We start from the raw sequence: 23,066 nt of genomic DNA, 5'->3' as shown, positions 1-23,066 counted from the left end.
TTAAGCAAAAAGGAGGCCACAAATCGTGCCTATCAAAAAATAGACAAAAATTGTGAGCCTCCTGATCTCCATCACACTATTAACTTGTTATAATATTACAATAAATCCAAATTTTCGTCAATTAATTTACTCATTTTATAGATTCAAATCAGATATATAGTATTTATAACCAGAAAAATAGATTCGAGGTGCCTGGATGAATAAAATGATCGTAATGATTGTATTTATGGTGCTCGCGCTTTCAGGTTGTGGGAATACGGACAAGGCTCCTGTCTCCGGATTGCCTGGCGGGTTCATGATCATCGGCCACCGGGGGGCATCGGCATACGCGCCCGAGCATACGATTGCTTCCTATGAACTGGCCCATCTTCTTGGCGCCGATTATTTGGAAATTGACTTGCAGATGACAAAGGACGGACATTTGATTGCCATGCATGATAAAACGGTGGACCGGACAACCAGTGGAACTGGCCCTGCGGGTTCGTTTACCCTTGAGGAAATAAAACGGCTTGATGTGGGCTCCTTCTTCAATCGTCTCCATCCTGAAAACGCGCGCCCCGAGTTTGAAAACGTAAGGGTCCCCACTTTAGAGGAGATTTTCAAACATTTCGGGACTTCCGCAAATTATTATATTGAAACAAAATCCCCGGACGAATATCCGGGGATGGAGGATAAATTAATTGAGCTGGCCAGGAAATATTCCGTCATTCGGAACGAGGATGGCAAGTACCCCGGCCTCATCCTCCAATCCTTCAGCAGCAAGAGCCTGAAAAGGATTCACGAGCTTGATCCGGAAATTCCGCTCATCCAGCTTAAAAAATATAAGGAACAAGCTTCCCTTTCCGAAAAGGAAGCGAGGATGATCGGACGGTATGCAGCGGGGATAGGGCCGAATTTTGAAATGATAAGCGAGGATTATGTTAAAAAAGCGCACGAAGCAGGGCTCGCGGTGCATCCTTATACGATCGACTCGGAGCAGGAAATGAAAAAAGCATTGGAGTTTGGGGTGGACGGTGCCTTTACGAACTATCCAAACCGCCTCGCTGTACTGCTCGGGAGGAAGTCGGAGGAATAACCGTCCTCACCATGGGGGATGAGGACACTTTCAAACGATTGCCTGCCTTATAACTGTCTTCATTGATGGAATGAAGACTCTTTGAAACGGTTTCCGCAACTGAAACTGTTTTCAGAAGCGCCCTGATACCATTTGAAGCAGTGGATAGCCTCCCATACTCTAAACGAAATGAAAAGGGCTGGCCAATAAAGTGCGCCAGCCCTTTCATTTCCGCTTGTCTTTATTCCGCAGCAATAGGTTCAGAAGCAAATTCAAGCTCCGCCTCAAGCTCCTCGGCATACTTTTTGGACTGCACGGGACTCCACCTGAAAAGAGTACCCATGTAGGACAAGACTGCTTTGCGGTACTTTTTTACAGATCCGATATCGAATAGAAGGTCGCCGGTCCTCCTGAAATAAAAATCGAGCGGCGTCGCGACCATTTCATACTGGATGCCGTAAACCAATTTTGCCATCAGGACGGCCGGCATACCGAATTTATCAGCGTCATCCCTGTGAATTTTGGCCAGGTCGAAAACGATTGGCGCATTCGATCCATAAAAACCCGCGAGATGCCTGGCATCCTTATCGCTCAGCCCCATGCTTGTTCCCTGCTGGATTGCCGAGGTGATGAAACTCGCAAAGTTTCCCGAACCGCCGAAATCGCCCCCGGAGATTTTAATTGATTTCGTTTTACATGGCCCCGGCTTTTCATGCCCGGCTTCCTCCAGTTTATCCGCGAGAAGGTCGACAATCGTTTCGGCCATTTTCCGGTAACCGGTCAGTTTTCCGCCGGCTATGGTGATCAGGCCCGAATCCGACTCCCATATTTCGTCCTTGCGGGAGATTTCAGACGGATTCTTCCCTTCTTCATGGATAAGCGGCCGGATGCCTGCCCAGCTGGATTCAACATCTTCCGGCTTTGCGTTCACCTCTGGGAACATATAGTTGATTGCGGATATGAGGTAGTCGCGGTCCGCTATAGTCATCCTGGGATTCACCTTATCTCCGTTATAAAAGGTATCCGTCGTACCTATATACGTTTTTCCGCCGCGCGGAATCGCGAAGATCATCCGCTTGTCCGGGGTGTCAAAATAAACCGCCTGTTTTAGTGGAAAACGGGACTGGTCAATTACGATATGGACGCCTTTCGATAAAATGAGCCTCTTCCCTTTTTTCGATCCATCCTTTTCACGAATTGCATCAACCCAAGGTCCGGCGGCGTTGATGATTTTTTTTGCGAAAACCTTGTACGTCTCGCCTGTCAACTGATCCTTCACGACAACGCCGACTACTTTGCCGCCTTCCTTAACAAGGTCGTCCGCTTTCGCATAATTGATTGCTGTAGCGCCTTTCTCAACCGCCGCCTTCATGACTTCAATGGTAAGCCTAGAGTCGTCTGTCCTGTATTCGACGTAATAACCGCCGCCTTTTAGGCCCTGCTTTTTGATGAGAGGCTCTTTTTGCAATGTCTTCTCAGCAGAAAGCATCGAGCGGCGTTCTTCCTTTTTCACTCCAGCGAGAAAATCGTATACCCGAAGTCCGATTGAAGTGGAAAAGCTGCCGAACGTTCCCCCTTGATGGAATGGAAGGAGCATCCATTCCGGAGTTGTCACATGCGGGCCATTTTCATAAACGATTGCCCTTTCCTTTCCGACTTCGGCGACGACCTTTACATCAAACTGTTTCAAATAGCGCAACCCGCCGTGTACAAGCTTTGTCGACCGGCTTGACGTTCCCGCCGAAAAGTCCTGCATTTCGACCAGGGCCGTGTCGATTCCCCTTGTTGTCGCGTCTAGGGCAATGCCGGCGCCAGTAATTCCGCCTCCGATTACAAGCAGATCAAAGGTTTTCCCTTTTAGCTTTTCGATAATTTCCACGCGCTGCAAATTCGTGAACATTTGTTTTCCTCCTAAATCAGGAAAGAGACCGCAAAGAACATTACCACCCTGAGTGATAATGCTTCGCGGTCTCTCCAAATCTCCTGCCGTCTTATTAACTTATCGCTATTGTATCAAATCCCCAAACCAATTGCCATTTAAACGAAGTTAACATTTTTTGTTTATTTAAAAACCATTGCCGCTTTGACCGCTTTTTTCCAGCCGCTGTATAATTCTTCACGTTCGCGGTCAGCCATTTCCGGCTCAAATGCCCGGTCGATCGCCCATTTCGCGGCGATTTCTTCCTGGCTTTCCCAGAACCCGACGGCAAGGCCGGCAAGATAGGCCGCGCCAAGGGCAGTCGTTTCATTGATTTGTGGGCGTTCAACTGGCACATCGAGGATGCCGCTTTGGAAATCCATCAGGAAATTGTTTTTGACAGCCCCGCCGTCCACCCTTAATGTTTTCAGCTTAATGCCCGAATCCATCTCCATCGCGGACAGGACGTCCTTCGTTTGATAGGCGAGCGACTCAAGGGTTGCCCGGATGAAATGCTCCTTTGCCGTTCCGCGGGTCAAACCAAAAACCGCGCCGCGTACATCGCTGTCCCAATATGGCGTGCCAAGTCCGACAAAAGCTGGTACAACATAAACGCCGTCCGTCGATTCAACCTTTTTGGCATAGCTTTCGCTGTCTTTCGCATCCTTCAGCATCCGCAACCCGTCGCGGAGCCATTGGATGGCGGAGCCCGCCACGAAAATGCTCCCTTCAAGGGCATATTCCACTTTACCGTTCAATCCCCAGGCAATCGTCGTCAAAAGCCCGTGTTCCGAGCGGACCGCCTTTTCACCTGTGTTCATAAGCATGAAGCAGCCCGTTCCGTACGTGTTTTTCGCCATGCCCTTTTCAAAGCACGCCTGGCCGAATAAAGCCGCCTGCTGGTCGCCCGCCGCTCCGGATATCGGCACTTTTTTTCCGAAAAAATGAAACGGCGCTGTTTGAGTGTACACTTCAGATGAAGGCTTTACCTCAGGAAGCATCGAGGCCGGGATGCCGAGGATTTCGAGCAATTCTTCATCCCATTTCAATTCATGGATGTTGAACATCAGCGTGCGTGACGCATTGCTGTAGTCCGTCACATGGGCTTTCCCGCCGGACAGTTTCCAGATTAGCCATGTATCGATTGTCCCGAATAGCAATCTTCCTTCCTCTGCCCTTTTCCTCGCACCTTCGACATTGTCAAGGATCCATTTCACCTTCGTCCCTGAAAAATAGGCATCGATTAAGAGACCCGTCTTTTCACGAAACGCATTGTTATACCCTTTTTCCTTCAGCTCTTCGCAAATGGCGCTTGTTTGCCTTGACTGCCATACGATTGCGTTATAAATGGGAATTCCGGTTTCCTTATCCCATACGACCGCCGTTTCACGCTGGTTCGTAATCCCGATTCCCGCAATTTGCTCCGGCTTGATATTCGATTCCGACAAAGCGCCGGCGATGACAGCGAGGATCGAACCCCAGATTTCGTTCGCGTTATGCTCCACCCAGCCTGGTTTTGGAAAATGCTGCGTGAATTCCTTTTGGGAAGAATGGACGATTTTCCCTTCCTTATCAAAAATAATCGCCCTCGAACTTGTCGTTCCTTGATCCAAAGCCAAAATATACGTTTTCATCCCATTTCCCCCTCGCGGATTTTGATTGGACAAAAAAGGAGAACCAACAGAAATACCCCTTATAAAAGGATTTGTCTGTGTGATTCTCCCGGGCTCCATCACGTTTTAACTTGTATTTGAGTATACTCCAGCGCGGAACCGCTTTCAATCATTTTGTCATGGGCGATTGTTCTTTTGCGAAGTGCTGCCACAACTCCTTCTTGGATGTTGTCACGCCATGGGCGCCCGCCCTTATGGCGTTTTCGATATCGGCGGGGGTCCTGATGAATCCGCCGGCGAGCACAGGGATGTTCACCTTCCGGATTACTTCGGCAATCAGGTCAGGCATCGCCCCCGGCAGAACCTCTATGTAATCCGGCCGCGTTTTTTCAAGAAGCTGATAGCTTTTTTCGAGCGCATGCGAGTCTATTAAAAAAATCCTCTGGATCGCAAGGACGCCTTTTTGCTTCGCCTTGAGGATAACATTCGCTTTTGTGGAAATTAGCCCGTATGGCTTGTACTCCTGGCAGATGAACTCAGTCGCGGCGTCATCGCTTTTGATGCCGCGGATCATGTCCATATGGTAAAGCATCTTCTTTCCATGCTCACCTGCCATGGAGTTAACATTTTTCAGCAGGGCGATATGGAGCTCAAGAAACACGCCAATATCATAAGGGCTCGCTAAAAAAGCCTCAAAATCTTTCATATTTGATGATGCGGGAAGAATAACCTGGTTCATCTGTTTCACCCTTAAACTCTATTTTCATCATCATAAACTTTATTTTTTAAAAAATCACTAGCAGAAAATGAAAAGCCGGCGTGTCTTTCCTTCTTCATGAAAAACACACCGGCTCGTTTTTCAACCGCTGGCACCTTTATTCAAACAGCGATAAAAACTCCCCGTACCCTTCTTCCTCCAGCTTATCCTTCGGCACAAAGCGGAGGGCGGCCGAATTGATGCAGTACCGCGCACGATCCGGTCCCGGGCCATCGTCAAACACATGTCCGAGATGCGAATCAGCCGTTTTGGAACGGACCTCGATCCTCCTCATCCCGTACGAGGTATCCAGCTTTTCCTCGATTTCATTCCGTCTTATTGGCCTTGTAAAACTCGGCCAGCCACAGCCAGCATCGTATTTGTCCGTCGAGCTGAACAAAGGTTCACCCGAAACGATGTCCACATAAATGCCATCCTCTTCGTGGTTCCAAAATTCGTTTTGGAACGGCGGCTCGGTCGCTGAGTTCTGGGTCACCTCATACTGTATCGGCGTAAGCTCGCGGCGCAATTCCTCATCGCTCTTTTTCTTTTTCCAATTTTCTCGGATGAACCGGGCTCTGCCCGACCCTTCCTTGTACGTATTGTAGTGCCAAGCGTTCTTTTTGTAATAATGCTGATGGTTTTCCTCAGCCCGGTAGAACGGCTTGGCCGGAAGGATGTCCGTCACGATTGGCCTGCTGAACCGGCCGCTTTCTTCCAACTGCCGCTTCGATTCCTCGGCGAGCGCGCGCTGTTCTTCACTGTGGTAAAAAATCGCCGTCCGGTACGAGGAGCCGCGGTCGCCAAACTGGCCGCCCGGATCGGTCGGGTCGATTTGCTGCCAGAACAATTCAAGCAATTTCCTGTACGGAAAAACGTCCGGGTCAAATGTGATTTGGACCGCTTCGTAATGGCCGGTCGTGTCCGAGCAAACCTCCTCATACGTCGGGTTCTCGGTATGGCCGCCGGTATAGCCGGAAACGACCTCCTTGATGCCCGGCTGTTCATCAAACGGCTGTACCATGCACCAGAAACAGCCGCCAGCGAATGTCGCCAACTCGAATTTTTCAGTCATTTAGGACCCTCCTTCTTTTTGTAAAAACCCATTCGTCTATTTTTCAAACAAAGCAAAATGATTCCCATTGAAAAAACCGCCAGAATTATTTTGCCCTGGAAAGACCATTCCGTAACCTGGTAAACGGAATATGCTTCGATTATGAGGGCGGGAATTTTCCCAATCGTGCTGGCTATAGTGAATACAGCAACCCCGACCGTGCCGATCGCCGCCGCGAACGTGACAAGCCCCGAGGGAACGAAAGGCAGAATCCGCAAAGCGAGAATCAGGAAAAAAGCATCCTTGCCACGGGCATTGAGCAGCTTTTTGATCCAGCGTTTATCCGGAAGTTTTTTATCGGCCCACCGCTTAAACCCTTTTCTGTAAAGAAGAAACGAAACGACCGCACCCGCGGCCTCGCCGGCTATTGAAACCAGCGTCCCGCCAACCGGCCCGAATACAATGATATTCGCCGCTGTCAAAAACACGCTTGGCACAATGCCAACAATGCTGATCGCCACATTCAGCAGCACGCTGAGCAGCAGCGCCGCCTCCCGGTAGTTTTCAAAAAGCCCAATCACCCAGTCCTGCATCACTTTACCCCAATCATGCATATAGAACGCATCCGGCAGCCGAATCCATCCCCTTTAAGGCAAGTATAGCGGAAAATGACGGTGGGATGAAATATAGTGAACCATCCATCGGCGGATCGGGCACACGAACCGTACTCCCCAAAGCCACCCCAACACCAAAAAGACACCGCCAAAATCCGGACGGTGCCCCATTAACCAAACTATTTCTTTCCGCTAAGGTTAATTTTCATTGCTTTTGCCATTAAGACAGGCAAATCTGTATTCTGGTGAAGGCCGTTGAACATATCGGAGCCTGGCCCGAATGCGTAGAGTGGGACGTCAACGCCGGTGTGTGCGGTGCTCGTCCATCCGACGAGGGCGCGTTCCGAGATAATATCATTGATAGCCATGTCTGGCTTCGATGCATTCTTGATTTTTTCAACCTCTGTATCGGTCAGGTCGAGGCTTGTGTACTGTTTTACGACCGCCTTGATGTTGCTGCGGTTCGCATCGAGCTTTGTAACCATATAGTCGCCGGTCGCGGTTATATTGCGGAGGATTTCAACTTTTGCATCGTAAACGCCGTAACCGCCGACGGACATTCCGCCTGTGTCATGGTCACCGGCGACGACTACGAGTGTCTGCTTATCTTTTTTCGCAAAAGCAAGCGCTTTGGCCAAGGCTTCCTCAAACGCCTGTACATCGTTCATCGCCCATGCCGCGTCGTGGTCGTGGCCGGCCCAGTCGATTTGGCTGCCTTCGACCATTAGGAAGAATCCGTCTTTATCCTTTTTCAGGACGTTCAAAGCGGCGTCAGTCATTTCCGCAAGGGATGGCTGGTTCGTTTCCTCCCTGTCGAGGGAAGGAGCAAGTGCGTCATCCGCAAACAGGCCTATCAGCTTATTCGATTTCGCGGCGCTGGCCAGGCCAGACTTGTGGTTGATGTATGTGTAACTTTTCTTTTTCGCTTGGTCTATTAAGGAGTCAGGGAAATATTTTTTTCCGCCGCCAAGCAGGACATCTACCCCGTTTTCGACCATTTGAGGAGCGATTGAGGCTTCATCCGCACGGCTTGCCACATGGGATGCGAAGACAGCAGGCGTCGCATGGGTAATCGTCGAAGTCGCAACGAGCCCGGTTGCCTTGCCGCTTGCTTCGGCCGCTTCAAGGATTGTTGTCAGCTTTTTCCCATCAGGTGATGTGCTTATCATGCCGTTATTCGTTTTTATGCCGGTCGCCATTGCTGTACCTGCCGCTGCTGAGTCCGTCACTTCGGTATCAGCAGAGTATGTACGGTGCATGCCGACAAGGATGGAGTCCATTTGGCTTTCCTTTCCTTTGAACCAACGATAGTTTGTTGCATAGGAAGCAGAGAATCCGTCAGGGATTAAAAAGATTACATTTTTCACTTTGCTATGGTTATGCTTGTACGTCCCATCCGCCCCGGCTGACGACCCGAGGCTTAGCGCGCCGAGGGCCATGGCGGAAACAGCCGCTACTGCCAAAACTTTTTTCTTCAACTTATTCTTCATTTAAATCCCTCCTTTTGATTGATGCGGTTTCATTATAAGAATTACGCTTGAAGTAATTGTTAAATAGGGGTAATTGTTCCACAAACAGGTAAATTGGGAGTTAACTCCTAGCATTTTTATGAAGAATGGTTCTTTCGAAGGAGGCATCCCAGTTAACCTAGGTGGAAAAAGGACCTGGCTTCTAAATGTCATACCAGTCCCCCCGCTCCCGCAAAAAAGGCCTGCCTGAATCACCCCAGGCAAGCCTTAATTTACGGATAAACAAACCGCATTATTCGTTTCCTCTTACTTGGTATACATCCAAAGATCGGTATTGTTGTTGAAAAATAAGGTCCCATTGTCATCCATCGCCAAATTGGCGGCGCCTTTATCCAACAGGATTTTCTTCGTCATTGTTGCAGGGAAGGCTTTGAAAAGTTTTTGCTCGACCGTTCCGTAGACATTTCCGTCCTTGCCGATAACAAGTGAGCCATTTTTGAAACGGCCGCTCGTGTTGGCGGTTATGGAGACTGTTTTCGTTGTTTTTGTTCTGGGATCGTAGGAGAATAAATTTCCATCCGATAGCCCCCAAATGACACCGTTCGGCGCCGCTGCAAGTGCATGGATCATCCGCGGTTTCGTCAGCGGAAGCGAGATGAATTCCGGCTGGCTTCCCGGCTGGCCCGCCTTCAGCCTAAAAAATCTCGCTGTATACGTACCTTCCGAGGGGCTGTTGCTAAAAATGGACGTCCCTCCGTACACGTATCCGCCACTAACCGCAAGCGAGACAACGCTTTGATTGGCGACAATATTCCGCCTTACTGTCTTGCTTTTGGTTGCCGTATTAAAGGCGACGAACGCTCCGCCAATTTCCCCGTTCTTCGGGTGGGTTCCCATGAAAATCGTGTTTGTTCCGGAATCCACAGCCATCGCGGCGATCCGGTCCTGTCCGTTCCCGACGGAGAATAACGGAGATGGAACGCCAAGTGTATCGGTAGCCGGATTGTATTCATAAAGGGAAGCACCCGGGTATACCCCAAGATAAAGCTTTCCGTTCAGCGGGACCATCGACTCGGCCTGTCCCACCTTCAGCAATGATTTTATCGACCCATCCAGCGGATTGTAGGCGCTTAGCTGGCCGGAGACGAATCCGTTTGTGTAAATACGGCAATCCGGGCCTTTCGCGATTGAATAGATCGGGATTGGCTGCGGCGGCAATTCGAATTTGCTGATTTTAGACTGTCCAGTGGCTGGATTGTAAATCATATACGTCCCCGTGTTCCCAAGCAAGGAAACCACCGATTCACCTGGATAGGACTTGCTATGCAAATCCATCACATCGAGTGATACCGCCTCGGTTCCCTTCGTTGTTCCGGGAATGGCTGTCACTTTTTTCGTATCAAGGCTGTATTTTTCAACGTGTATTGATGAGTAAAATAAACGGCATTTTCCCTTCCTAAAACCGGCGATACGCCCCGCGAGCTTGCTGGCAGTTCGCCAAGGAAAGCATACGTCGAGCTATTAAAAACAAGAATTTTCTTGCTTGGCTCCAATTTTGCGAACAGGAAGCCATTTTCTTCATCCAAATCATACACAGACGTTTCGCCCTGGTATGCGGCGGGAAGGATTGCCTGTTTCTTGTTCGTTGCCAAATTCCAGGCGACAAGCTGTGCTTTTGCACCGACTCCAACGAACAGGGTATTTGTTTTTTCATTGTAGGCGACGCTCCGCGCCAATTTTTTATCAGGAAGTACCTGTCCCAAATCAGTGAACCCTTGTCCCGGCTTATAACTGAACACATTCCCGTTAGGCGATCCGCTTCCATAAATGGTTCCATCAGGCAAAGCCTCTAGGTCGTGGATCGACGTTCCTTTCACCGTCGCTTTTCCAGCGTCCGTCAATGTTTTCGTCCCGGGATTGTAGCGGTATAGATGCTCGCTCGGCGTCCCGCCAATCCATGCGTTTTGAGCGGCGTCAACGGTAATCGCCCAAGCGCTTGTAGACGTCCCAAGTGGCTTCTGGTCGACCACCTTATTTTGCAAAAGGTCCATGACAATTAGTTTAGCGGGCTGGCCCTGCATGACGACATACATTAGCGGCGTACCGTCTGGTGCATATCCGGTAGCGGCAGCCATGGCGGTGATATTTTGAATTGTCGGCCCTATATTTACGAGTTGCCCCGCTGGCACCGGCGCATACACACATGCGGCTGCTTCCAGCTTCGCTTTGCTTGGCGTTCCATAATTCACACGGCTGTCGCGGACCACATAATATCCGCCGCCGACACTGAGCATGCCTGGCTTAAAGGCATATATTCTGTAAAGTTCGCCTGCTTTCAGCGTGCGGGCGTAAATCTTGTTTTCTCCATCCATTTTATATAAAGGGGTACTGGAAAGGGCTGTCAGCCTGCCAATCTGGCCGGGTTTCAGTTCGGCGCCGTCCCACCATACCTTTTCAATTCCTTCGTACTGGGAGCAGTTGTCCTCTGCATTTGCGAATGGAAGCCCGGCAAGCAGCAGGGCTAGTCCAACAATGATTGAAAATGCTCTTTTCACTGATGCACATCCTTTCCTGGTGTCGCGGAAATTTTACCACTAATGCCCGCTGAAAAATACGGACTATTTTCCTTTTTTCACACATTTTGTAATCCCGTAGGTTTAATCTTCCCTTTGCCCCTTCGAAAAACCATCGTTCAATACCACAGTTGAATCCGAAAAAAATATACATATGGACCGAGATACAGGGTATAGGGTAATATTCCATTGCTAGGAGGTTGGAAATGAAAGCTGTTACGTTTCAAGGCGCAAAGGATATACAAGTGAAAAAAGTGGACTACCCGAAGATTGAAAAAAATGATGATATTATTGTCCGGATTACATCAACCGCGATTTGCGGATCGGACTTGCACATTTACCTTGGGGCTGTCCCGACCCGTCCCGGCTATGTAATCGGGCACGAGCCGATGGGAATTGTTGAGGAAGTAGGCCCTGAAGTCACAAAGGTGAAAAAAGGCGACCGCGTCGTCATCCCATTCAATGTATCGTGCGGCGAATGCTTTTTCTGCAAACATGAAATGGAAAGCCAGTGCGACAACTCAAACCCGAATCCTCTTCTTGATTCCGCGGGCTACCTTGGCTTCACGGAGCGATACGGGGATTATCCCGGCGGGCAGGCTGAATACTTAAGGGTGCCTTACGGAAACTTTATGCCGTTTGTCATTCCCGAATCATGCGAGCTAGAGGATGAAGCAGTTCTGTTCCTGTCGGATGTTTTGCCGACAGCTTATTGGAGTGTCGAAAACGCGGGAGTAAAAGCGGGGGATACTGTGATTGTCCTAGGCTGCGGACCGGTCGGCCTGATGACCCAGAAGTTCGCCTGGATGAAAGGCGCAAAGCGTGTCATCGCTGTTGACCATTTGCCCTATAGGCTCCTTAAAGCGAAACAAATGAACAATGTTGAAATTTGCAATTTCGAGGATCATGACGATACGGGAAAATTCCTGCGCGAGCTGACAAACGGCGGTGCTGAGGTTGTCATCGACTGTGTCGGAATAGATGGAAAGAAATCCGCGATGGAAAAAGTCCAGCAAAAGCTTCATCTGCAGGGTGGTACGATCAGCGCGATTGAAATTGCCATGAATGCGGCCAGGAAATTCGGAACCATTCAGCTGACTGGGATTTATTCCGCACTATTCAACGCATTCCCGCTCGGACATATTTGGGAACGAAACCTGACGTTGAAAATGGGACAGGCACCGGTAATCCATTACATGCCGCTTCTTTTTGACAAGATTACAAGCGGCCAATTGGACCCGACTGAAATTATCACACACCGGCTCCCGCTTGATGAAGCAGCGAAAGCCTATCAAATTTTCAATGACCACGAGGATAATGTCGTTAAAGTAGTCCTTAAACCATAGTGATTCCAAGCATAACATGCCCCTCCCGGCTGGGAGGGGTTTCCTAATGTCACGATTTTGAAAAATAATAGAAAACCTATATGTTATTACTAACTTTTATGAAAAATATGGTAAAATAATAATAAGTTTATCAAAATAAAAGGAACGATGCCCATGAGGCCACTGAGCAAACTTTTAAAACCGTCCTTTAAGGATCGGAACGCCAGCCGTACTTTCCATCACCATGTCGATGGCCTCATCTTTGAGAGGATTAAACTGGTTTCCCTTCTTTTGGCCGCTTCCTATCCATTGATGTTCGCTGTTGACTTTTTTCTTTTACGGGATCTCGGAGGCATAATATACAGGATGAATTTGTTCATTATCCACACGGTGTGCTTTTTTGCCTCGGTGATTTTTTTATACTTGCGCAAAAAAAGATGGAGCATGAACAAACGATTTATCAACTATACATATATAGCTTTTTATCTGGCCGCCGGCGCGGCCGCTTCAATCAACAGCCAGATGCTGACCGGCACGATTGCCGCCTATGTGATTGTCATCATTTCAGCAGCTGCCGTATTCCCGCTCAGGCCGTTCCATTTTTCAATCATGCTCGCATGTGTACACGCACTCTTTTTGGCGGTATTGCCGGAAGTAAACGAAAACTACTATACGCTGCTCGCCAAGCAATTGAACGCTTCAGGGGCCGCGGCTGTATCCTTACTAATCTGCTACAGCTTTTACATGTTCCAAAAGCAAATCTATATCAATGAGGAAAAGCTGAAAGGCAAGGAAGAGAGCTTCAGAAGGCTTTTTAGCATGAACCCGTCTCCACTGCTTTTGGCAAACCTCGAGGAAAATAAAATCGTCCTGATGAACAGGCAGGCAACGGAATTTTATCAAACCGGAACAGTCCCATTGCATGAATTGAACGCCGATTTCCTGTTTCCGAAAATTGAGGAAAAACAGGAGATTTTTGAAAAACTCAAACATACCGGATACCTACAGAATTTTGAGATTGAATATACGGATTCTGATGGTTCCCCAAAATGGGCGATGCTTAATTTAGAGCCGATCGATTATATGGAGCAGCCGTGTGTGCTGATTGGCGTTTCCGATATTACGAATTTTAAAAAGAAGGAAGAAGAGCTTCACCGTCAGGCAACGCTTGATACGCTGACCGGGATTATGAACCGGCGCCGCGGAATTGAAATTCTGGAACAGCGAACGCTTTCATCCGTAGGACGTGAATTTACGCTCTGCTTTGTTGATATTAATAATTTAAAAACGGTTAATGACAGGTACGGGCACAATGTCGGTGACGAAATGATTAAACTGATTTGTGATGTTATATCTGGCCAAATCAACGCTGATGATGTCTTTTTCAGGCTTGGCGGGGATGAATTTGTAATTATCTTTACCGAAAAAAATCCCGATGGGGTCAGGAAAACATGGGATGCAATTACGGTCGAGTTTGAAATCCTCAATTCCACAATGCAAAAGGATTTCCAGCTTTCGGCCAGCTACGGGCTTTACCACTTTACTCCAGGAAATAAGATGACAGCCGAGGAAATCATCGAACTGGCCGATAAGGAAATGTATAAGGAAAAGTCAATGTTCAGGGCTGTGACGAACTAAGGAACCCGTCACGGCTCTTTTTCTATTATCGTGGAAATGACGAGGATTACTGGGGAATGAGGTGGCGCCTTCGCACTCCTAGGGGTCCCGCCTAAAACGATGCTCACAGCGGCTGGCGGGCGGCAAAGGAGGGCCTTGAAGATCTCCGTTGAAAGACAACTGGAAATTGGTTAATGGAATAGCACGCCGGGGAATATGGATACAATAAAAGGAAAAGCGCAGCCTCTCTTCTTTAGTGTGAAATACTATATTTATAAGGGGGATTGGAAAATGAATCAACGAAGAATTATTGCGCTTGTGCTTTGCCTCTTTTTAGGGGGGCTCGGGGCGCACCGTTTTTATGTCGGGAAGGTCGGCACTGGAATCCTGCAATTATTGACTTTTGGGGGCTTCGGCATATGGGTGCTGATAGACCTGATTTTGATTTTGACGGGAAGCTTCAAGGATAAGAATGGCATCCCGATAACTGAAGAGGTTTAATGTAAAAAGTGGCCTGCCAGCTTGAGGCCGGCAGGCTCTTTTTAGGCGGACGTATCCATCCCTGCTTTCCTGGAACCACTTAATTCAAATGAACAGGTTCCGCACTTTTCTGCCCGCGGCTGAAGAATACTTTCATCATTGGCGGGGTCACGATTGTTGTAATCAAAATAACAACAACAAGAGTTGCGAACAAATCCTGAGTCAAAAGCTTGGACTCAAGGCCGATGGATGCGATAATCAAGGCCACTTCCCCGCGGGAAACCATCGCAGAGCCTATCCCCATCGAGCTGTTCCATCCAAACCCGGATAATCTCGCCCCGAAGGCTGCCCCTGCCAATTTTGTTAAAATCGCCAGGACCGTAAGAACGACAATCAGGGTGATGTTATCCCCAATTCCGCTGAATTCAGCCGAAATGCCGATTGAGGTGAAAAATACAGGGACGAACAAGGAATAGCTGATAGTCTCTACTTTTTCAAAAACCTCTTCCTTAAATTTCGTAACGCTGATTGCCACTCCGGCGATGTATGCCCCGATAATGGCTGCTACCCCTGTGTATTCCGCGAAGTACGCAAAAACAAAACAGATGATCAATGCGGAAGAAATGACTGTTTCCGTAACCTTCAGACCTCCGAATTTCTCCAGGAACCATGGGACGGCCTTCCAGCCGACAAGAATTGCCGCGGCAAAGAAAACAACTTTCTTTAGGATGACGGTGGTTAGATTTACATCCCCTCCCGCAAAGCTCATCAGGAAGGCCAAGGCGATAATTACGACGACGTCATCGATGACCGCAGCCCCCATGATTGCCGTCCCTTCGCGGGATTGGAGCTGATTCAGTTCCTTTAGAGCCTGGACCGAGATGCTTACGCTCGTTGCCGAAAGCAATAGGCCAAGAAACCAGGATTCGAAAGTAGTCAGGCCGTACAATCCCCCGACTAAATACCCCCCTACAAGCGGGAAGATAATTCCACCAAACCCGACAAAGGAAGCTGCTTTGCCGGATTTTTTGAAGTCATCAATATCAGTTTCGAGCCCCGCGATAAACATAAGGAGGATTACACCTATTTGGCTTAACTGGGCCAGCGTCGCCGTTTCATTTACAAGGCCAAGGACGGATGGGCCAAGGATGATGCCAATTAGCAGCTTGCCGAGAACGGATGGCTGCCCGAGCCGGACACTTAGGCTGCCGGCTAATTTTGAAGCAATTAGAATAATTGCCAGTTGCAGTATTAACACTCTTTCCCACCCCTTCAATTTTTTTAAAAAAAATACAAAAAGAGCCTGCCACCAAAGGGCAGACTCTTCCCCTTGGTGACAGGCTCCTCCAAGATACGTGTATTTTTTTATCCTATACCTTTATATCATACTTCTTGAACAACTTCACGGATTTTGAACTGGTAATTTTTTTATTTTTCTGATTTCAATCTAATTTAAACAGGTTTTGTTGTGATGATGACGCCTTTCAGTGGTTTTTCCTTGACCTCTTTTTCACTTTCCGGTACAGTTTCCGCCACTTTCTTCTTAGGATTAAAGAGGCTGTACATGACCGGCACAATGAAAAGTGTCAAAAGGGTCGAAGTAGCAAGCCCGCCGATGACAACGACTGCCATCGAAGACGAGACGATGCCGGCATGGCTCGATACCGCCATCGGAATTAACGCACCAACCGTGGCGATTGCCGTCATGAGGATCGGCCTGATCCGGATGACTCCGGCCTCAAGCAATGCCTCTCTCGCAGCAAGGCCTTGTTTCTCGAATTGCTTCACTTTATCGACAAGGACGATGGCATTCGTTACAACAATTCCATTCAGCATCAGCAGCCCGATCAGTGCCGGCATTCCGATCGGCTCGTTGACAATGTACAGCCCGATCAGTGCGCCAATCAACGAGAATGGAATCGAGAACAGAATCACAAACGGTGCTTTCCCCTCGCCGAACGCGATGACCATCACAAGATAAACGAGCAGGATGCTGACGATGATGGCAATCGCCATATTTTTAAAGCCTTCTTCCATCGCAGCCGAAGCGCCTTCCTTGTAATAGTTAACGCTGTTTGGCAAATCCAGGCTGGCTATCGCCTTGTCGGCCTTCTTCGCGATATCGCCGGTTTTGCTGTCGGTGATTTGCCCGAAGACCATGACGTATTCATTTTGGTTCAAGTGGGTGATGACCGTCCGGTTTTTTCCGCGCTTCAGTACGCCGATGTCCTTCAATTTGATCGGCATTCCCATCATATTTGTAATTTCCTGTTCGCCTAGCTCCTCCAGCGAGGCGATTGCATCCATTTTTAAGTCAAGCCTGACATCTGTTTTATTTTCATCAATGGACATTGTCGTAACAACGTCCCCGTTAATGAGGTCACGAAGGCTTTTTCCGACCATCGCCGGCATCAGCCCGTTCTCCGCAAGCTTCTGTTCATTTAAATCAATTTGGATTTCAGGCTCATCCCCTTCAAGCGAGGACTGGACATCCGCCATGCCATTGATTCCTTTCAGCTCGCTTACGATGTCTTTGCTGGCAGCCTTGATGTCTTCAAAATCCGAGCCGTTCACTACAAGGACATATTGGGACTGGGCTCCTCCTGCGAAATCGCCCACTCCTGTCACGGAGATTTCCTTCGCTGCATCCAGCTTTTCAAATTGCGCACGCAAATCTTTTATAAAGCCATCAGCATCCTTGACTGAATCTTTAATCTCGAAGCTGATCGAAGCGCTTCCGAATTGGCCGTTCACGCTCGTGCTGACGAGTTTGACTTCGTCTTTTTCCAATAAAATGTCTTCGACTGCACTGGCCGCTTCACTCGTTTTTTCAGGGGATGCGCCTTTGTCCATTGTCATTCTCACGTCATAGTTGCTTACCCGTTCCTGCGGCAAAAACGTTGTGCCAAGTTTCGGCGCAATGAGTACGGCCGTTCCCGCGAGAAGTATAATCGATGCCGCAAGGGTCAATGCGCGGTGGCTCAAAACCCATTTCAAAGATGTGCGGTAGCTTTTTTGAATGATCCCTTCTTTATGCTCTTTCGGCGAGAGCTTTAGAAGGAATAATTTAGACATAAGCGGGACGACTGTAACCGCGACAAGAAGCGAGAACAGCAGGGAAATCACGATTGTCCAGGCAAGCGGCGCGAAGAACTTCCCGATGATTCCAGGGACGAATGCCATTGGCAAAAATACCGCCACTGTGGTGATCGTTGAAGAGGTGATGGCGGACGCCACTTCCCTCGTTGCCTCTTCGACAAGCTTTTCGTCGCGGTCTTTCGCGGCGCGGACCCTTCTGAATACATTTTCAATGACAACAATCGAATCATCGACGACGCGGCCGACGGCAACCGCGATACCCGCGAGCGTCATGATGTTGAGTGTATAGCCAAGCATATTCAAAACGGTAAAAGATGCGAAAATTGACAGCGGAATTGAAATGATGGCAATGAGCGTCGAGCGCAAATTCCTTAGGAAAAGGAAGGTTACGATGACAGCCATTAAAGAACCTAGCAGTGCTTCACGCAGCATCGCGTAAACAGAATCTTTGATCTCAATCGACTGGTCCCTCAGGACATCAATTTTCACTCCCTCGGGAAGGTCTGCTTTTTTGATTTCTTCCTTTGCCTTCTCAACAATCGATACAACATTGGCTCCGCCTTCCACGATGATTCCGAGCCGGACGCCTTCTTTCCCATTGATGCGGGTAAAATCGCTCTTATTTTCATCGCCGTATGTAATATCGGCAATTTCCTTAAGCTTTATTTGTTCAAGCTGCCCGGTTCCCTGCCCGAACAGGGTGACTCCTTTAATGTCTTCAAGCGACTTTAGTTCCTTTCCGACCCGGACAGGAAGCGTCTGGCCTGATAGCTTTACATCTCCAGTCGGAATTGTCATATTGTTCGCGGCAATCGCCGCTTTTACCTGGTCAAGCGTTATGCCACGCTTATTCATTTCTTCCGGGAGCAGACGGATATTTACGCTTTTATCGGCAATGCCGCCAGTATCCACTTTGCTGACTCCCTCAATCATTTCAAGCCTTGGGACAAGTTTCTCTTTTACAAACTTCTGGACTTCGGCGCCATCTTTTCCGGCATAAGCGCCAATTGTATAGACGGCTGGATCGGGATCTGGCCCCTGCAAGATGTATTCCGGATTTTTCGCGCTGTCCGGCATGGCGATTTTCCCGACGGCGTCTTTGGCCATTTGTACCCCGTCATCCATATTGATGGACATATCAAACTCCATTGTGGCATAAACGGCATTGGCAACCCCATCGGTGTATACATTCTTTACGCCTTCGATGTTCATCAGCTCCCGTTCAACCGGTTCGCCAATCTCCTTCATTGCCTGCTCTGGCGAAGCACCAGGGTATGGAATGACAACCGTCAAATACGGAATGTCGACATTCGGGTACTTTTCAATATTAATTTCTTTGAGGGAAAAGATGCCCCCAGCCAGAATCAGCGCCATCATTAAAAACAGCGCCACTCCATTTCTCATACTGAATTGAATCACTTTTTTCATATTACCAATCTCCCATCCTTTTATTGCCCAGAGCAACATTCTGGAACATCATCCTCTTTATGGTAATTTAGTTGCCTTTTTAGGGTATGAAGCTGTGGATTGATTTTTTCCTAAGACTTCAGACCGAGGGGGAATGGGACGAATACAATAAAAGGCTCTGCCTCCCTTGTTTTCGGGGAGGGCAGAGCCTTTAGTTCATCTTTTCAAGCGCTTCGTTATATAGGACCTGAACAAATTTTTTGATATTGATTCTTGTGTTTGAATAGGTTCCAGGCGTTTTGTTCTCAAGTTCAAGCATTCTAATCCGTACATTCGTATAATCGAAAAGTGTTGGCGCGTACTTCTCGAACTTTGGATTGCTGTAATCTGTCAGCCCAAGGGAAGCAATATGGTCAAGCGCCTGGTGGATTGCTCTTCTGACCCTTTGTTCACCAGCCCTGGCTTCCTTCGCTAGTTCGTCTGCTGACGCATGGCTCCCCAGCCTTTTGGCCATTACCTGGGTAAACAGTTCTTTTAGCGGAGGCATTTCCTTGTTTCCGTCCCTTTCGAAGGTATATAGAATACTTACCATATCAAGCAGGTCCTTTCCGCCGCTTTCACTATAAATTCCTAAATCAAGCAAAACGTTTTTTCCGGCAGCTACGATTGAGTCCGAGGCGCTTTTTTCATTATGCACAAGGCTGGGGCTCTCTTTTGGCATGCCCAGGAAACTTAACGACTCGTGGATGTTTTTCAATGATTTCTCGAGCTGGAGATACCCGCTGACCTTTTTTAAAACCTGGATAACCTCCAACTGGTTAATCGGTTTTGTAATATAATGGTCGATCCCCAAGGAATAGGCCTCACCGATTAGCTCTTTTGCCTCCACTTGGGAAATCATGACGATTTTCCCTGAGAATGATGCTGAAATTTCCCTGACGGTTTCAATTCCGTCGCGATTTGGCATGAGAAGATCGATAAGAAGAATATCGATTTTTTCCCTGGCGAGAATATCGGCGTACACTTCCGAGCCATCTTCGGCTTCGCCGGCAACCTCCCCCAAATCATGGTCCTCAATTATGTTTGCCAGCATGGCACGGATGTAGGCAGAATCATCCACTATGAAAAATCTCAACACGCTCATCCCCTTTTTGTCAGTTCCCTTACTGGCAGGCTGATTTGGAAACTTGTTTCATATTCGCCGTTCCCGATTTCATCAATAAGGCTGATTTTACCGCCCATATTTTCAACCGTTTCTTTAACAAAAGCGAGTCCGATTCCATTGGAGGCCAATCCCGATTCGTTGAATTTTGTTGTAAAACCAGGCTCAAAAATTAACTTTTTGGATTTTTCGGATATGCCGGAGCCTGTATCCCGGACTTCGATAAGCAGTTGCTCACCGGCTTTTTTAGCGTATACTAAAATTTTCCCTGTTGACTGGATGGCTTCAACTGCATTGGAAACCAGGTTATTCAATAAGGAAAGCAGGATTACCGCATGATAGTCAGGATGGCTGCCTTCCGTTTCCACCCCATATTGAATCGTTTTTCCAACCATTTCCCCATACCGTCTATTGGCGGTAATCGATACATACAAAATTTCCTTAATGTCCATGAAATCTTTAAGATTTTCATGATCCATTAACCTGGATAATCCCGCATATATACGCTGGCTGTCCTTTTTGATTTCATGCATCCTGCCTGCTATGCCAAGGGCCCTTCCGGCAGCGGATTCTTGGCTTGCTTCTTTTAGGGACCGGTACAATGCGTAGCACTCGGCCGTTAACTGTTCGGCATTTCTCATGGATTTATTCAGCTGAATCCTTTCGACAAACAAGCTGGAGACCATCATAAGAATTTCTTCGCTCCGTTTCCGTTGCTGTTCCTCGGAAAGCCTAGTCTCTCTTATGATAAAAATATTGTAAAACCCCAGAACAAAAAAACTCCTGATTATGGCAATCCCAACAATCATCGTAAATGATTTGGGGGTAAGGGGTGTATGGCTGAAAATAGACCTGAAAAACAGCTCAGCCAAGGTGGCAAGAATTTCCGCCCCGACTCCAAAAAGTCCTATGTATATCGGGTTAGAATGATATTTTTTCACTTTAAAAATATGAAAAAGAATAGCGAACGCAAAATAGTAGAAGAACACCGGGAAATGCATCTTTAGTGCGTCATCCAGCAGGAACAGGCCTGGTTCCAGGGTTTCCAGCCCGATTCTGAAAGCAACGACGGATATCCCGGTTACAAATCCGGCTGGTATGGGGCGCGATTGCCGGAACCATAAAAGAATGAAGAAAAATGAAGGTGTTCCAAGGCTTACCCGCAGATCCCCGAGGAAAGGAAAAAATTTAAGTTCACCCGCTATCGGGACAACGATTGCCATCAATATGTAAATCAACAGTTTATCTCTAGTTTTCCTCATATTATCCAACCTTTTTACCTAGTAATCTTCATCCTTTTTTCAGCATTGATTTTACATTTAGAGAAAAGTATGGCAATTGTTTTAACATATCACTTCAACCTGTCGTTTTCTGTAGTTTTCTGTAGTCTTTGGTTTATGTTCTAGCTGTGGCCATAACACTTTTAAATCATAATTGAAATGTTTCCTTTCCATCATGGTATCGCTTTCATTATACATCTTAATTTATTTACGAAAAACCGCATAGAGGTTGGCCACTTAATAAGATCCCGGATGTATATAGACCTAGTTTTTTCAAAAAATTGTTGCAAGGAGGGCATTTTTTATGTTTTGGATTGAATTTTTGGTAGTCCTGGCCTGTATTTTTATCGGCGCCAGGCTTGGCGGGGTTGGACTCGGGGTTATGGGCGGAGTCGGCCTTGCAATCCTCGTATTTGGTTTCGGCCTCCAGCCCACATCCGCGCCGATTGATGTCATGCTGATGATTCTCGCTGTCATTACCGCGGCCGGAGCACTTCAGGCTGCGGGAGGAATGGAATACCTTGTTTATTTGGCTGAAAAGGCATTACGTAAAAATCCCAAACAAATTACCTTTATCGCTCCAATCGTAACATACATTTTCACCCTTTGTGCCGGAACAGGGCATGTGGCATACTCCGTACTCCCTGTCATAGCCGAGGTTTCTCGTGAATCCGGAGTCCGTCCCGAACGGCCGATGTCAATCGCCGTCATTGCCTCCCAACAGGCGATCACCGCAAGCCCTATTTCCGCCGCCACCGTGGCCCTGCTTGCACTTTTGGCAGATTTTAAAATTCAATTGCTCGATATACTAATGATTTGTATTCCATCCACTTTCATTGCTTGTATGATTGCCGCCTTCATTTCCAGCAAAATGGGGAAAGAGCTTCCGAATGACCCTGAATATTTACGGCGCCTCGAAGCCGGCCTTGCTCCGATCAAAAAAGATAAAATTGTGTTTGTCCCGACAAAGGGAGCAAAACTGTCCGTCGCCCTATTCCTCATGGCCGCCGTTTCGGTTGTTCTTCTAGGATCCTTCGAGAAACTCAGGCCCGGCTGGGATATCGAAGGCGTGTTCACCCGGATGGGAATGCCGGCCTCCATTGAAATTGTCATGATGACCGCTGCAGCCCTCATTCTGGTATTATGCAAACCGAATGTTGAAGATATCGTTTCCGGAAGTGTGTTTAAAGCGGGAGCGGCAGCCGTAGTGGCGATTTTCGGAATCGCCTGGATGGGGGACACTTTCTTCCAGGGTAATATGGCGATGATTTCCGGTTCAATTTCCGATTTGGTCACAGCCGCACCATGGCTGTTCGCAATCGCACTTTTCGCCCTTTCCATCCTGCTTTACAGCCAGGCGGCAACAGTCCGTACCCTGATGCCGCTAGGAGTGACTTTAGGCATAAATCCCGCACTGTTAATTGCTATGTTCCCTGCTGTCAATGGCTACTTCTTTATCCCGAACTATCCTACCGTCGTTGCCGCAATCAACTTTGACAGGACGGGTACAACACGGATTGGCAAGTACGTCCTGAACCACAGCTTTATGGTACCAGGTTTAGTAGCGACAATTTTGGCGGTCGGCATCGGCATATTGCTAAGTACTATTTTGCTATAGAAAAAGCAGCCGTCCCCTATTCGGGC

Annotated in this window: 18 protein-coding genes; 5 read left to right on the top strand and 13 right to left on the bottom strand. The window is 48.0% G+C overall.

The genetic code is table 11. The features are described 5' to 3' along the window. Positions 1 to 196 precede the first annotated feature (196 nt). Entirely contained in the window at positions 197 to 1,075 is an 879-nt protein-coding gene (locus DRW41_RS07910; protein WP_115451417.1) for a glycerophosphodiester phosphodiesterase, read from the top strand. Between the two features lie 220 nt (positions 1,076 to 1,295). Here the strand turns inward: DRW41_RS07910 and DRW41_RS07905 are convergent, their stop codons facing one another. The 9 genes from DRW41_RS07905 to DRW41_RS07870 all read right to left on the bottom strand — a co-directional run bounded on the left by DRW41_RS07905 (position 1,296) and on the right by DRW41_RS07870 (position 11,034). Continuing rightward, on the bottom strand, positions 1,296 to 2,954 hold the full coding sequence (locus tag DRW41_RS07905) for a glycerol-3-phosphate dehydrogenase/oxidase (RefSeq protein WP_115451416.1): 1,659 nt from the start codon (positions 2,952 to 2,954) through the stop codon (positions 1,296 to 1,298). Positions 2,955 to 3,115: 161 nt separating this feature from the next. Continuing rightward, a complete protein-coding gene (glpK, locus tag DRW41_RS07900) occupies positions 3,116 to 4,606 on the bottom strand; it encodes a glycerol kinase GlpK (protein WP_115451415.1) in 1,491 nt (496 codons plus the stop codon). Between the two features lie 148 nt (positions 4,607 to 4,754). Continuing rightward, complete coding sequence (locus DRW41_RS07895) at positions 4,755 to 5,324, bottom strand: glycerol-3-phosphate responsive antiterminator (RefSeq protein WP_115451414.1); 570 nt, start codon at positions 5,322 to 5,324, stop codon at positions 4,755 to 4,757. A gap of 11 nt (positions 5,325 to 5,335) precedes the next feature. Continuing rightward, positions 5,336 to 5,458, bottom strand: a complete 123-nt coding sequence (locus DRW41_RS23585; protein ID WP_281272291.1) for a hypothetical protein — start codon at positions 5,456 to 5,458, stop codon at positions 5,336 to 5,338. 2 nt (positions 5,459 to 5,460) lie between these two features. Further along, complete coding sequence (gene msrA / locus DRW41_RS07890) at positions 5,461 to 6,417, bottom strand: peptide-methionine (S)-S-oxide reductase MsrA (protein ID WP_115451413.1); 957 nt, start codon at positions 6,415 to 6,417, stop codon at positions 5,461 to 5,463. Beyond that, a complete protein-coding gene (locus DRW41_RS07885; RefSeq protein WP_245959375.1) occupies positions 6,414 to 7,010 on the bottom strand; it encodes a TVP38/TMEM64 family protein in 597 nt (198 codons plus the stop codon). The genes msrA and DRW41_RS07885 overlap by 4 nt, the downstream gene beginning before the upstream one ends. 179 nt (positions 7,011 to 7,189) lie before the next feature. Then, positions 7,190 to 8,500, bottom strand: coding sequence for an alkaline phosphatase (locus DRW41_RS07880; RefSeq protein ID WP_115451411.1), 1,311 nt, complete (start codon positions 8,498 to 8,500; stop codon positions 7,190 to 7,192). A 285-nt stretch (positions 8,501 to 8,785) separates the two neighbouring features. Continuing rightward, positions 8,786 to 9,868 (bottom strand): NHL repeat-containing protein, encoded by a 1,083-nt coding sequence (locus DRW41_RS07875; protein ID WP_115451410.1) that lies wholly within the window; start codon positions 9,866 to 9,868, stop codon positions 8,786 to 8,788. After that, positions 9,865 to 11,034 (bottom strand): NHL repeat-containing protein, encoded by a 1,170-nt coding sequence (locus DRW41_RS07870; RefSeq protein ID WP_115451409.1) that lies wholly within the window; start codon positions 11,032 to 11,034, stop codon positions 9,865 to 9,867. The genes DRW41_RS07875 and DRW41_RS07870 overlap by 4 nt, the downstream gene beginning before the upstream one ends. A 224-nt stretch (positions 11,035 to 11,258) precedes the next feature. Here DRW41_RS07870 and DRW41_RS07865 point away from each other — a divergent pair, with 224 nt between their 5' ends. From DRW41_RS07865 to DRW41_RS07855, 3 genes are all read left to right on the top strand, one after another. Continuing rightward, entirely contained in the window at positions 11,259 to 12,398 is a 1,140-nt protein-coding gene (locus DRW41_RS07865; protein ID WP_115451408.1) for a zinc-dependent alcohol dehydrogenase, read from the top strand. 153 nt (positions 12,399 to 12,551) lie between these two features. Continuing rightward, positions 12,552 to 14,015 (top strand): sensor domain-containing diguanylate cyclase, encoded by a 1,464-nt coding sequence (locus DRW41_RS07860; RefSeq protein ID WP_181884463.1) that lies wholly within the window; start codon positions 12,552 to 12,554, stop codon positions 14,013 to 14,015. Positions 14,016 to 14,285: 270 nt separating this feature from the next. Next, positions 14,286 to 14,495, top strand: a complete 210-nt coding sequence (locus DRW41_RS07855; RefSeq protein WP_115451406.1) for a TM2 domain-containing protein — start codon at positions 14,286 to 14,288, stop codon at positions 14,493 to 14,495. Positions 14,496 to 14,574: 79 nt separating this feature from the next. Here the strand turns inward: DRW41_RS07855 and DRW41_RS07850 are convergent, their stop codons facing one another. The 4 genes from DRW41_RS07850 to DRW41_RS07835 form a co-directional block, all read right to left on the bottom strand. After that, complete coding sequence (locus DRW41_RS07850) at positions 14,575 to 15,732, bottom strand: cation:proton antiporter (protein ID WP_115451405.1); 1,158 nt, start codon at positions 15,730 to 15,732, stop codon at positions 14,575 to 14,577. Positions 15,733 to 15,926: 194 nt separating this feature from the next. Next, positions 15,927 to 19,001 carry an efflux RND transporter permease subunit gene (locus tag DRW41_RS07845; protein WP_181884462.1) on the bottom strand — a complete coding sequence of 1,025 codons (3,075 nt, stop codon included), beginning with the start codon at positions 18,999 to 19,001 and terminating at the stop codon, positions 15,927 to 15,929. Between the two features lie 190 nt (positions 19,002 to 19,191). Beyond that, positions 19,192 to 20,115, bottom strand: coding sequence for a response regulator (locus DRW41_RS07840; RefSeq protein WP_115451646.1), 924 nt, complete (start codon positions 20,113 to 20,115; stop codon positions 19,192 to 19,194). Between the two features lie 5 nt (positions 20,116 to 20,120). Beyond that, entirely contained in the window at positions 20,121 to 21,404 is a 1,284-nt protein-coding gene (locus tag DRW41_RS07835; RefSeq protein WP_115451403.1) for an ATP-binding protein, read from the bottom strand. Positions 21,405 to 21,726: 322 nt separating this feature from the next. Between DRW41_RS07835 and DRW41_RS07830 the strand changes: the two genes are divergently transcribed. Beyond that, positions 21,727 to 23,040 (top strand): anaerobic C4-dicarboxylate transporter family protein, encoded by a 1,314-nt coding sequence (locus DRW41_RS07830; protein WP_115451402.1) that lies wholly within the window; start codon positions 21,727 to 21,729, stop codon positions 23,038 to 23,040. Positions 23,041 to 23,066: the final 26 nt, after the last annotated feature.

It is taken from the genome of Neobacillus piezotolerans, assembly GCF_003362805.1.
GTDB lineage: Bacteria > Bacillota > Bacilli > Bacillales > Cytobacillaceae > Bacillus_D > Bacillus_D piezotolerans.
The sequence above is the reverse complement of the archived record's forward strand: the minus strand, read 5'-3'. Positions and strand labels throughout refer to the sequence as shown.